The 12366-nt window shown below is 46.0% G+C and carries 10 protein-coding genes; 4 read left to right on the plus strand and 6 right to left on the minus strand.

Annotation, left to right across the window (positions count from 1 at the left end):
• Positions 1-124: 124 nt before the first annotated feature.
• From JT717_RS20435 to JT717_RS20450, 4 genes are all read right to left on the minus strand, one after another.
• Positions 125-1174: an agmatine deiminase family protein gene (locus JT717_RS20435; protein ID WP_205512894.1), complete on the minus strand. Its 1050-nt coding sequence runs from the start codon at positions 1172-1174 to the stop codon at positions 125-127.
• Positions 1175-1407: 233 nt separating this feature from the next.
• Positions 1408-2286, minus strand: coding sequence for a carbon-nitrogen hydrolase (locus tag JT717_RS20440; protein WP_205512895.1), 879 nt, complete (start codon positions 2284-2286; stop codon positions 1408-1410).
• 140 nt (positions 2287-2426) lie between these two features.
• Complete coding sequence (gene bshB1 / locus JT717_RS20445; protein WP_205512896.1) at positions 2427-3164, minus strand: bacillithiol biosynthesis deacetylase BshB1; 738 nt, start codon at positions 3162-3164, stop codon at positions 2427-2429.
• 296 nt (positions 3165-3460) lie between these two features.
• Complete coding sequence (locus tag JT717_RS20450) at positions 3461-4600, minus strand: serine hydrolase domain-containing protein (protein WP_205512897.1); 1140 nt, start codon at positions 4598-4600, stop codon at positions 3461-3463.
• Positions 4601-4877: 277 nt separating this feature from the next.
• On the opposite strand from JT717_RS20450, the gene lpdA reads away from it, so the two are divergent.
• Positions 4878-6281 carry a dihydrolipoyl dehydrogenase gene (gene lpdA, locus JT717_RS20455; protein ID WP_205512898.1) on the plus strand — a complete coding sequence of 468 codons (1404 nt, stop codon included), beginning with the start codon at positions 4878-4880 and terminating at the stop codon, positions 6279-6281.
• Positions 6282-6455: 174 nt separating this feature from the next.
• On the opposite strand, the gene JT717_RS20460 is transcribed toward lpdA, so the two are convergent.
• Entirely contained in the window at positions 6456-7193 is a 738-nt protein-coding gene (locus JT717_RS20460) for a DUF4197 domain-containing protein (RefSeq protein ID WP_205512899.1), read from the minus strand.
• 53 nt (positions 7194-7246) lie between these two features.
• Here JT717_RS20460 and JT717_RS20465 point away from each other — a divergent pair, with 53 nt between their 5' ends.
• A complete protein-coding gene (locus JT717_RS20465; protein ID WP_205512900.1) occupies positions 7247-8380 on the plus strand; it encodes an NAD(P)/FAD-dependent oxidoreductase in 1134 nt (377 codons plus the stop codon).
• A gap of 258 nt (positions 8381-8638) precedes the next feature.
• Entirely contained in the window at positions 8639-8956 is a 318-nt protein-coding gene (locus tag JT717_RS28880; protein WP_369411725.1) for a four helix bundle protein, read from the plus strand.
• Between the two features lie 36 nt (positions 8957-8992).
• Here JT717_RS28880 and JT717_RS20475 read toward each other — a convergent pair whose 3' ends face one another.
• Complete coding sequence (locus JT717_RS20475) at positions 8993-10147, minus strand: MFS transporter (RefSeq protein WP_205512902.1); 1155 nt, start codon at positions 10145-10147, stop codon at positions 8993-8995.
• 371 nt (positions 10148-10518) lie between these two features.
• Between JT717_RS20475 and JT717_RS20480 the strand changes: the two genes are divergently transcribed.
• Positions 10519-12360: a sensor histidine kinase gene (locus JT717_RS20480; protein WP_205512903.1), complete on the plus strand. Its 1842-nt coding sequence runs from the start codon at positions 10519-10521 to the stop codon at positions 12358-12360.
• Positions 12361-12366: the final 6 nt, after the last annotated feature.

The raw sequence follows: 12366 nt of genomic DNA on the forward strand, positions 1-12366 counted from the left end.
ATTGGTTCCTGAGTTATTAAGTTACCATAACGGAGTCTGCCACACATTAATAGTATGGTACAGGTTTTAGCTAACTTTCACTATGAACTTACTAAAAAACTCAATAACTGAATAACTCAGAAACTTATACGTCCGGTTCCTGCTGACTCAAACAATGGAAACTGCCAAGCCCCCAGATGATATCAGTTGAATCGATACCGATCACTTTACGATCAGGAAAACACTGCTGAATGATCTGAAGCGCTTTATCATCCTGTGCACAACGGTAAGTAGGCACTACGACGGCCGCATTGGCTATATAAAAATTGGCATAAGACGCAGGCAGTCGCTGGTCTTCATACACCACCGCATTAGGCATGGGCAGCTCGATAACATTCAATTGCTGCCCGTTCAATAACCGCATCTGTTGTAACTGACGCAGGTTGTGCTGCAGCAAGGCATAGTTCTCGTCCTGTTTATTCTCTTCGATCACCGTTAACACGGTATTGGCATTCACAAAACGAACGGTATCATCAATATGACCATCGGTATCATCCCCGATTATACCTTCATCTACCCACAATACCTGGTCTACCCCATAGTATTGGTACAGGTATTCTTCAATTTGCTGCTGGTTCAAATGCGGGTTACGGTTAGGGTTCAACAAACAGGCGGTTGATGTAAGCAAAGTACCTGCTCCGTTGAACTCTACGGAGCCGCCTTCCATCACAATACCGGGATGATATACCGGAATATTATAGTGTTTGCCAATTAATGTAGGGATCACGTCGTCAAGATCGTAGGGCGGATACTTGTTGCCCCAGGCATTATAGCCCCAGTCGACGATCACTTTTTTTATATCGGCTTGCGGGTTTATCAAAAAAGCCGGACCATGATCGCGGCACCAGGCATCATTGGTAGGATGAATAAAGAATTGAATATTGCTCATTTTGACGCCGGCTTCCGTAAGGCATTTTTCAGCAAATGTTTTCATCGCGGCATCGGTCACATTGATGTTTACTTTTTCACCCAGGGCCACTTCCTTTACAAACTGGCTGTAAAATGGATAAATGCTTTGAATCTTTCCGGGCCAGGAAGCTTCCTTATGGGGCCAGCTGAGCCAGGTGGCTGTATGCGGCGCAAATTCGGCGGGGAAAAAATAACCTAGTTCTTTGGGAGTGGGACTATCTTTCATTCTTGGTGCTTGGTTCACAGTTAGAAGTTCAAAGTTCGAAGTTCACAGTTCAAAGTTTCTAGTTACCAGTTTCCGGTTGAAAGTCACCGGTTGCAGGATTCAGGTTCCTGGTTACAGGGCTTCATTGCAGTTGCATACTGCACCTCGATGCTCCTTATATTGCAGCAGCTGCGACACGGTCCCTGCAACCTGAAACCTGAAACTCTATTTTTGATTTGACGTTTCAAAAACGGTTACGCTTCATCATCTATGAACCGTTTCATGATCGGCTGGTATGAATCAATCCTGCGGTCACGTAAGAAGGGCCAGTGCGTGCGATACCGATCGCTCAATTCGGTATTCAATTCTATTACATGCACTTCTTCCTGGTCGTGAGAAGCCTGGTATAAGATCGAGCCAAAGGGATTGCTCACAAAGGAACCGCCCCAGAATTTCATGGCGCCGTTCTGCTCCAGTCCAACCCGGTTTACACTCACCACGTGCACGCCATTCGCTACGGCATGACCGCGCTGGATGGTTTGCCAGGCATTGTACTGCTCGGTGTTGGTAACTGAATCCTGTGAAGTGGCCCAGCCAATAGCGGTGGGGTAAAATAGTATTTCTGCGCCCATCAGGGCAGTGATGCGGGCTGCTTCCGGATACCATTGGTCCCAGCAGATCAGTACCCCGATAGTGGCGAATTTTGTTTTGAACACTTTATATCCCAGATCGCCGGGCGTAAAGTAGAATTTCTCGTAGTAGGCCGGATCGTCGGGAATATGCATTTTGCGGTATTTACCCAGGTAAGTACCATCGGCATCCAGTACGGCGGTGGTATTGTGGTAAATACCCTGCGTTCTTTTTTCAAACAAAGAGGCAATGATCACCACGCCTACTTCCGCAGCTACCTTGCTCAGCGCTTCGGTAGACGGGCCAGGGATCGGCTCTGCCAGCTTGAAGTTGTCATAATCCTCCACATCGCAGAAATACAGCGAAGTGAACAATTCCTGCAGGCAAACGATCTGCGCACCTTTGGCTGCTGCCTCCCGTACTTTAGCGATCGCTTTTTGCAGATTTGCTTCTTTGTCGTTGGTGCAGCTCATTTGCACCAGGCCAATGTTAACTTTTGTCATTTTCTTATTTTCCCCGGCTCCGCCAACGGGCGAAGATTTTTTAAGTTTTAAACAAATTCCGCATTATAACAAGGAACTACCAGATTTGTTGAACGCTTAACCTGTTAACTGATCAACATGGTAACCTGTCAACCGCTCCCTCAGGTCTCTACCTGCAATAAAGCATCCAGGTTCCTGATCCCGATCTTCTTCTCACATATAAAGCCTTCGGCATATTTCACGCCAATGCGTTTGCCCATCATGCGCGCTCTGCCTATGATGCTATCCAGGAAATCGGGCGATGAAATATAGGTCTGCGGACCATCATGCCCGTTTACCGGGTTGTAGAACTGGGTTGTATAGGCTTCAATGGCCTTCATCCGCTGCTCAAAAACATCGGAAATATCCACCAGCAGATCAGGTTCATGGTACCAGTCCTGCAAATAATGCAGTATGTATTTCGGGCGCCAGCGTTCCTGCGGCTTCCCGCTTTCATCGGTGGTCTCGATCTTTGCCAGGCCCGATAAAAAGCAGGCGGTGGCGATCAGTTTGCCTGCGCGGCCATGATCAGGATGGCGGTCTTCCAGGGCATTTGCCAGCACTACTTCCGGCTGATAGGTCCTGATGGCCCTGATCAGTTGTAACTGATGTTCTTCATCATTCTTAAAAAATCCATCCCGCATTTTAAGGTTCGCCCGCATATGCACGCCCATGATCTCGGCGGCTTTAGCGGCTTCCGCATAACGGGTCTCAATAGTTCCCCGGGTGCCAAGCTCTCCCTGCGTAAGGTCGAGGATCCCGGCTTTCTTGCCCAGCTTGATCTCATTCAGCATCGTGCCTGAACAGCTTAATTCCACATCGTCAGGATGAACGCCTATGGCCAGTAAATCCAGTTTCATAGTTAAAATTGAGCCGCAAAGGTAATAAACAGTTTGTGGTTTATGGTTTGTGGTTTGTTGTTATTTCCGCCGTTTATAAAGGTTTAACAGTTGCTTTCTTCCGGAAATTCAAGCATTTAACGGTTTGAGGTTTATGGTTTGTGGTTTGTCGTTTGTAGTTATTCCGCCCATTGTAAATGTTTACCAGATGCTTACTTCGCGAAATTCAGGCAGCCGAAAACAGTTTAGACCTTTCGAAAGTGAGCAACCATAAACCACAAACCATAAACTCTATCCTGTTAACGATAACATCCCATTTAGAAAAAAGTCGTTGCCCACCGGATCAACGCATCTACTTCCGCCGGCGCATTGTCGATCCGCTGTTCAGAGCGCTTTTTCCCCAATCGTACGAGCACGGTTTTTTTGGAGGGAATAACTATGACATACTGCCCTAAAATGCCGCGGGCATAAAATATTTCAGGCCGGCTCGGCATTATCCACCACTGATACCCGTAGTAATTGCAGGGTTTGCCTTCAGTATCTGGTATCATGCAGGGTTTTATCGATCTGAGATAGTAATCCATGGGAATGATCTCATTGCCCTTCCACCGGCCACTGTCGAGCATCAACTGCCCCAGCCGGGCAAAATCACGGGCGTTCGAATTAAAGCAACAATAGGCTTTTTCGATGCCGCCTACCTGGTCGGTGCTCCATAAAGCCGCATGTTCAGCCCCTAGTGGCTGCCATAATTTTTCAGCTGCATAGGCGCTGAGCGATTTGCCGGTCGCTTTATTCAGGATCAGGGCAAGCAACTGCGTATCGCCCGATTTGTAGGAATGCACGGAACCTGGCGGATGAATGATAGAAACGCCGGTGGCCGTTTTATATGCATTATGCCCGTAATATATCTCGGTGGTTACCGAAAAAGGGTTGGCATAGGATTCCTCCCAGCTGCTGCCGCTGCTCATGGTCAGCAGATCGATGATGCGCACTTTTGCTTTTTCGCCGGTCCTGAACTCAGGAATGTAATTACCAACCGGCTCTTCCAGCGACCGGATCTTTCCTTCCTTAAGGGCCGCGCCGATCAGCAGGCTGGTAATGCTTTTCGCCATGGAAAAAGAGCCCGACAAAGAGGAATCGCCGTACCCTTCCCAATAGAATTCATACAAAATGGAATCGTTTTTAATGGCCAGCACCGCAACCGTCTCCAGTTCCTCGAGCATTTTTTTCAGCTGGCCTGGCAGCGGATTTTTGTTGTAATGGGCAGAAAGCGCCCATGGTTGCGGTTCCCCGGTTGTTACTGTGTTGTTCGAAAACTTTTTATAATCGTCGATATCAGCAAAATTGTACCATACCGCCTCAAACAGGTAGGTGCGGCCGGAGATAAAGGCGTAAGCAGTAAAAACAAGAATAATCGTCAGGAAAACATATACAATAACGCGTATAAACTTTTTCATAGCGGAGCTTGTTAAATGAAGGTAACAAATTGAACCAACCTGGATAAACCATCTGTCTGGTTATTAACCATTTTTTGAGGCCTGTGTAAAAAAAAGGAATATGTAACACAATAAAAATAATAACATAAGCTGCCGCAGGCAGATCATCCCTTTTTTTTGCTCTTTTCTCATTTTCGAGTAGCTTCGCAGGTCTTTATTAGAAAGTGAAATAGAAAGTCAGTAATAGAATACTGCCGGAAGAATCAGTAAATCGTAAAATCTAAAATCGTAAATCGAAATGGCATACGACGTAGTAGTTCTCGGAAGCGGCCCCGGCGGATATGTGGCAGCTATCCGGGCATCTCAACTGGGATTCAAAACCGCTGTAATTGAAAAAGAAAGTCTGGGTGGAATTTGTTTGAACTGGGGCTGTATTCCCACCAAAGCCCTGCTGAAAAGCGCCCAGGTTTTTGAATACATTAAGCACTCAAAAGATTATGGTATTGAAGCCAGCGGCACCGCTGATTTTTCGGCAGTAATTAAACGCAGCCGCGGCGTAGCTGACAAAATGAGCAAAGGCGTTACCTTCCTGATGAAGAAAAACAAGATCGATGTGATCATGGGTTTCGGTAAACTGAAAGCCAAAGGCCAGATCGAAGTGAAAGGCGCTGATGGTAAAACGCAGATCGTTGAAGCAAAACATATCATTCTGGCAACCGGTGGTCGCAGCCGCGAACTGCCCAGCCTGAAAATAGATGGTAAAAAGATCATTGGCTACCGCGAAGCAATGGTATTGCCACAACAACCTAAAAGCATGATCGTGGTAGGTAGTGGCGCTATTGGCGTTGAATTCGGTTACTTCTATGCCACCCTGGGCACTAAAGTTACCATTGTTGAATTCATGGACCGTATCGTTCCGGTAGAAGATGAAGAGATTTCAAAAGAACTGGCGAAGAACTTCAAGAAAAATGGCATCGAGATCATGACCAGCTCTGAAGTTACCAGCGTTGATACCAGCGGTAACGGCGTTAAAGCCAAAGTAAAGACCAAAGACGGTGAAGTTACCCTCGAAGCTGATGTAGTGCTCAGCGCCGTAGGCGTTGCTGCCAACATCGAAGGTATTGGCCTCGAAGAGCTGGGTGTAAAAACCGAGAAAGGAAAGATCGTAGTTGATAAATATTACAAGACCAACGTTCAGGGGGTATACGCTATCGGCGACTGTGTACCCGGACAAGCTTTGGCGCACGTGGCTTCTAAAGAGGGTATCATTTGCGTGGAAAGCATTGGCTACGGCGAAAAGAAATACAACCACCAGCCAGAACCGCTCGACTATGGCAATGTACCAGGTTGTACTTATTGCACACCGGAGATCGCTTCAGTTGGTATGACCGAAAAACAGGCTAAAGATGCCGGTTATGAGATCAAGGTTGGTAAATTCCCGTTAAGCGCTGCCGGCAAAGCTTCTGCTGCGGGCCATAACGAAGGTTTCATCAAAGTGATCTTCGACGCTAAATACGGTGAATGGCTCGGCACCCACATGATCGGTTACAACGTAACTGAAATGATCGCTGAAACTGTAGTTGCCCGTAAGCTGGAAACTACGTACCACGAAGTACTGGATAGCATCCATCCTCACCCAACCATGAGTGAGAATATCAAGGAAGCTATTGAAGTAGCTTATGGCGAAGCCATCCACATTTAATAGGATTACTCTTCCATAAAAAGAAGGATCACCTGGTTTCAGGTGATCCTTTTTTTATCGTGAATGGTGAATGGTCAACGGTGAGTGAGAACCCGAAAGTGCAACAGCCTGAAAATTCGCGAGCCACACTATAATTCGGAAAACTTAAAATCCGTGAACCCACTCACCACTCACCTACTGACCCTGCGCCTGCTTACTGCCGAACACTTTCTTCAACAGATCAGTCACCCGGGCAACAGGATCCTTACGTATTTTCTGCTCTTCCAAACTAACCTGGTAAAAGATCCCATCAATGGCTTTACCGGTTACAAAACCCGACAGGTCAGGATTTACCTTGTTGGTCGCAAACTTATTGTAGGCATTAAATACATCGCCCCAGTATTTGGTAGCGCCTACTTTCGACAATGAATTTTCGATAACCGGTTTAAAAGCAGAAGTCAATGCCGTCGTGGTCTTTGACTTCAGATAATTGGTAGCCGCAAAATCACCGCCTTTCAAAATGCCTACCGCATCCTGGATTGTCATGGTCTTGATGGCATCGATAAAAATAGGCGCCGCTGACTTGGCAGCATCCTCGGCCGCGCGGTTCACCGACAAGATCGCTTTATCAACCAGGCTGCTCATACCGAGGTCGCGCAGGGTTTTCTCCACTTTTTGCGCTTCTGGCGGTAATAATATCTTTATAGCAGCATTTTTGAAAAAGCCATCCAGGGCAGAAAGGCTGTTGGCAGAGTTCTGAGCGCCCACTTCCAGGGCCTGCTTCAATCCGGCGGCAATTTCACCGGAGGTCAGCTGGCCGTTGGCGCCAGCAGCATAGGGTTCCAGGGCTTTTACGATCTGTTGCGTATGTTCGCAACTGGTAAAGAAGGTCAGCAGGATTACACAGGATAATAATTGGATAATTTTTTTCATCATCAATTGTTTACTGATTAATTTTTGCAAGATTAAGCTGTAAAATTAAAAAAATGCAAATATCAATCTGGGAAAAAGAAAGTTTTTATGCACCAAAAGATGTGATCATCGTGGGCAGCGGCCTGGTAGGACTATGGTGTGCCTGGCATCTTAAAAAAAAGGATCCCGGACTTTCTGTGGCCATTGTAGACAGAGGCATTATTCCCACAGGCGCCAGCACCCGCAATGCCGGCTTTGCCTGCTTTGGCAGCGTTACCGAACTGGCGGAAGATGCCGCCCGCTTTGGTGATGACAATATGCTGCAGCTCGTTGAAATGCGCTATAAAGGTTTGCAATACATTCGAAAGGTATTTAATGCAGCAACCATCGACTTCGACCTTTGCGGGGGCTATGAGCTTTTTACGGAAAAAGAAGCTGCACAAATAAGCGGACTTGAATATGAAATAGAGCGGCTGAATACATTATTATCACCCATTACCGGCGAAAAGAAAACTTTCAAACAGGCCAATGAAAAGATCGCCAGCCTCGGTTTACATAATATCACACATTTGATCGAAAACAAACTCGAAGGCTATTTGCATTCCGGCAAACTATGCCAGAGTTTGTTGCAGTTGGTACAATCGATGGGCGTCACCGTTTTGAACGCCATTGAGATCAGCGGGTTTGAAAAACGAGGCGATCATATTGAATTATATACCAACCAGTTTATACCGCTGCATGCCGGTAAACTGCTGATCTGCACCAATGCGTTTGCACGGCAGTTATTACCCAGCCTGGATATTGTTCCCGCGCGTGGACAGGTACTCGTCACCTCTCCTATCGAGAACCTGCCACTCAAAGGCACATTTCACTTCGATGCCGGCTATTATTATTTCCGTAACCTGGGTAATCGGGTATTGCTGGGCGGTGCTCGTAATAAAGCATTTGAAGAAGAAACCACCACGGAGCTTACTACCACCAATACCATTCAACAGGAGCTGGAACAGTTTCTAAGCACTTATATCCTGCCGGGTTATTCATATGAGATCACAGATCGCTGGAGTGGCATCATGGGCATGGGCAATGAAAAATTACCGATCGTAAAAGAAGTATCTCCTCAAGTCTTTTGTGCGGTTCGCATGAGCGGAATGGGTGTTGCGCTTGCTCCTGTTATTGGGGAAGAGATTGCAAAGTTACTCAGTTCATAGCCCATGTTTACAGTTCAATGTTCTAAGTTCATAGTTTAAGCTTCTTCGTTCTTTGTAAACTATGAAATATGGTTTATATAGCTCTCAGGCTTTCTCATAGTAGCATTTATCATATATACCTCATTAAAAGTTAGAATGGCTACTTTTACCTGTTTTGAAGAAATTAAAGCCTGGCAAAAAGCAAGAATGCTCTGCGCTAAAATTCATTCACTTTCTATCACGACAGATCTGGCAAAAGATTACAAATGAAAGGACCAGATCAATGGCTCCAGCGGCTCAATTATGGATAACATCGCAGAAGGTTTTGGGAGAGGAGGCAATAAAGAATTTGTTCAATTTCTTTGCATCCCAATTGGATCTGTATGTGAATGTCAATCCCGGTTACACCGCTTGTTGGACAGGAACTATATCAATAAGCCAATATTTGATGAGCTATATTATTTGTGTAATGAAATCAGAAAAATGATTTTTTCATTGATTCTTTACATTAAAAAAACCAGCAGAAAAGGAGTAAAATTTAAAATTCGCCAAAACCGGAGAAAGACAACGCCCCTCCCAACGCAGATGAAACCTTAAATCATGACTTTGAACTTTGAACTGTGAACTTTGAACTTAAAACTTAGTTTTACTAGAAATGATCGTCGTCGTAAACCCAAGCACCGCTATCAAAGCAAACGACCAGCGCAAACTCGACAGATCAGCAATAAAACCGATCATCGGCGGGCCGGCTAAAAAGCCAAGATAACCAATAGTTGAAACAGCGGCCAGCGCTACACCTGGTGAGAATTGCGTTGATTTTCCGGCCACACCATATACCAATGGCACCACAGAAGAAACACCAATGCCTACCAGCATAAATCCCAAGGTGGCCGTCACCAGGCTGGGAAAGCCAATAGCGATCGCCAGTCCGCACGCAATAACCAAACCGCTTAATTGTAGGATGCGCAGGGTGCCCAGGCGCGTGATCAGTTTATCGCCGACAAAACGGCCTCCGGCCATGGTACTCATAAAAGCCGTATAACCAAGCGGGATCAAACCTTTCGGCGCCTCCACCACTTTCTGAAAATACACCCCGCTCCAATCGAACATAGTGCCCTCACATACCATACAGCACATGGCGATCAAACCCAGCTTCAGCAATGTGCTATCGGGTTTTGCAAATAAAGGCCGGTCATCACCTGCATTGATATCCTGTTTCAGGGTATTCCTGTACAGCAGCATGATCAGCAAATATGCAGTACCGGTAATGATACAAAAATGCGTGAACGGCGAAAGATGAAAATTGATCATGAGCGTACCAATAGCAGCGCCGGCAAAACCCGCCAGGCTCCAGATGCCATGAAAAGATGCCATGATCGAGCGGCCATACAACACTTCCAGACTCACTGCCTGGGTATTCACCGCGATATTGAACAGGTTTCCTACCAAACCAAAAGCAAACAATACCACCACCAACTGCCAGGTTTGATGAACCAACCCGATAGTACACAAAAAGAAGGGATATACCACAGCAGCCAGTAACACCATTTTGCGGCTGCCGAAACGGTGCACCAGCCATCCGGAAAACGGGAGGGAAAGCATTAGTCCGACCGGTAATGCGAAGAGAACTGCGCCCAGTCCGCCATCGCTCAATTGCAAGTGCAATTTTATATCGGGAATACGCGAAGCCCAGCTGGCAAAACATAAACCGGCAATAAAAAAGAAAGTACCTATCGACAGCCGCGCTGCTCTTTTTGAAATAGCAGGCTGCTCCAGCAATCTATCCATGGCGCCAAAATTACGATGCGCTGCTAATCACAAAAACATTTTTGCATCAATTTCTTCTTTTTACACAACCATTGTCGTTTTGCAAACGTAATTCTGGCTATACAAAGTTTGCGTACAAAAGGTGGTTAGGAATTCGAATAAATGTTCAACCAGACAATAGATAAGATTTATAACCGTTAATGCAGTCTGATTGATATATTTCTTTAAATTTACAAAACGGGTTTTCAATTTATACGCCCTAAAGGCTCAGTGGCTTTCCAACCAGCAATCATTTCCTCTGACTAGTAGCATCAAATCCCTTCCAAACCAGGCTACGTTTTCGTGACAGTCATGAAAACAAGGTGTTTTTTTGACATAATACTTACAATTTTATGCAAACCTCATCTGTTTCGCGTAGTGACGCCACTATGCCGGCAACGAATAGCCCTAAGCGGCAGTCAGCCTTTTCCGCCATTCTAAATGGTGTAATTGAAAATACAGAAGGATACACGTGGATCATTGACATGGACCTGCAATACATAATTTGCAATGCCCAACTTCGCCATATCGTTAAACAATACACCGGCAAAGAGATCGAAGCCGGCGATGGGGTAATTGACCATATTGGTTTGCTCGACGGCTCGAATAAACTGCCCTGGGACGAGATCTACCATTCTGCCTTCAACGGCCAGCCGCAGCGCTTCACTCATCATGTCAATATCGCAGACAAACCCGTTCACTTCGACATTGCGGTAAACCCCGTGCGCGAAACCAATAATATCATCGCGCTCTACTGTACGGCCCAGGATATTACCGAACAAAAAAATGCGGAAGAAGCACTCCGGCAAAGCGAATTTAAATTCAGATCGCTTATCGAGAACAGTACCGACGTCATCACCATGGCCAATGCCGAGGGCAATATCTTTTATGGATCGCCCTCTTCCTATAAGATCTTCGGGTATGAAGAAACCGATTATATGGGCCGGCATGTATGTTCGTTTCTGCATCCCGATAGTTTGCCTGCCATGGGCGAGCTCATGCAAAACCTGATACAATATCCCGATAAACTGTTCACTATTGACCTGAAGGTTTTTGATAAACAGGGCAACGAAAGATGGGTGCAGGGACTTGCCTCGAACATGTTAGAGGTGCCGGGCATCAATGCGCTGGTTGGCAATTACAGGGATATAACCGAACGAAAAAAAGCCGAAGAATTAATAAAGGAATCGGAAAACCTGTACAGGGGCCTTTTCTACAAAAGCCCGCTCCCAAAATGTGTGTGCGATGCCAGCACCATGCAATTCCTGGATGTGAATGAAGCCATCATTAAATTATATGGCTATTCGCGGAAAGAGTTCATGGAAATGACCGTGTATGATCTGGTGTCGCCAGAAGATAAGCCCGAACTTCAATTTCCCATTCCGAAAGCAGAACATAGCCGTCCTTCGATATTGCGTAAACACATCAAAAAGAATAATGAAACCATTTTTGTTGAAGTGTGGACGCACGCTATTAATTACAAAGGCAGCAATGCCTGGCTGGTGCTGGTGAACGACATTACCGAAAAGATCCAGCTGCAGAACCAACTGGTAGAAGAAAAGATCCGGCGGCAACAGGAAATTGCGAAAGCAGCTATCGATGCGCAGGAAAACGAACGGCAAAGCCTGGGCCGTGAACTGCACGACAATATCACGCAGGTATTAACAACAGCCCGGCTTTATCTTAATTGCGCCAAAGATTCTCCCGCCATGCAGGAAAGTATGGTCAAAAAAAGCATTGAGACCATCAGCAGCGCTATAGAAGAGATCAGGCGTTTATCCAAATCGATGATCGAGGCCTTTCATAAAGAAGTAGGGCTTGAATTATCATTGAACGACCTCATTGAAAACGTAAGGCTGGCACAGCCATTCACCATATCGCTGCATGTTGATGTGCCCGATGAACAGCAACTCGACGACAAACTTAAAATGACCATCTTCCGCATCGTACAGGAACAATTGAACAATACCATTAAACATGCGGCAGCCTCGGAAGTGCAGATCGCAATTGTGCAGAAAAGCCGCTTGTTACAGGTTACCATTGCCGACGACGGCAAGGGATTCGACACCAATCTGAAAAGAAAAGGAATTGGCATTACCAATATTATCAGCCGCACTGAATTATTCAATGGCCGTGTTAAAATTGAATCGTCCCCGGGACAGGGTTGCCGTATGCAGGTAAGTTTTATTATTTGATAACCA

This window comes from Longitalea arenae, assembly GCF_016924755.1.
GTDB classification, from domain to species: domain Bacteria; phylum Bacteroidota; class Bacteroidia; order Chitinophagales; family Chitinophagaceae; genus Niastella; species Niastella arenae.

Bases quoted from the DNA above. Each gene is read 5' to 3' on its own strand.
- JT717_RS20480 (WP_205512903.1), top strand. From the start codon at position 10,519: ATGCAAACCTCATCTGTTTCGCGTAGTGACGCCACTATGCCGGCAACG.
- JT717_RS20440 (WP_205512895.1), bottom strand. From the start codon at position 2,286: ATGACAAAAGTTAACATTGGCCTGGTGCAAATGAGCTGCACCAACGAC.
- bshB1 (WP_205512896.1), bottom strand. From the start codon at position 3,164: ATGAAACTGGATTTACTGGCCATAGGCGTTCATCCTGACGATGTGGAA.
- JT717_RS20475 (WP_205512902.1), bottom strand. From the start codon at position 10,147: ATGGATAGATTGCTGGAGCAGCCTGCTATTTCAAAAAGAGCAGCGCGG.
- lpdA (WP_205512898.1), top strand. From the start codon at position 4,878: ATGGCATACGACGTAGTAGTTCTCGGAAGCGGCCCCGGCGGATATGTG.
- JT717_RS20460 (WP_205512899.1), bottom strand. From the start codon at position 7,193: ATGAAAAAAATTATCCAATTATTATCCTGTGTAATCCTGCTGACCTTC.
- JT717_RS20465 (WP_205512900.1), top strand. From the start codon at position 7,247: ATGCAAATATCAATCTGGGAAAAAGAAAGTTTTTATGCACCAAAAGAT.
- JT717_RS20450 (WP_205512897.1), bottom strand. From the start codon at position 4,600: ATGAAAAAGTTTATACGCGTTATTGTATATGTTTTCCTGACGATTATT.
- JT717_RS20435 (WP_205512894.1), bottom strand. From the start codon at position 1,174: ATGAAAGATAGTCCCACTCCCAAAGAACTAGGTTATTTTTTCCCCGCC.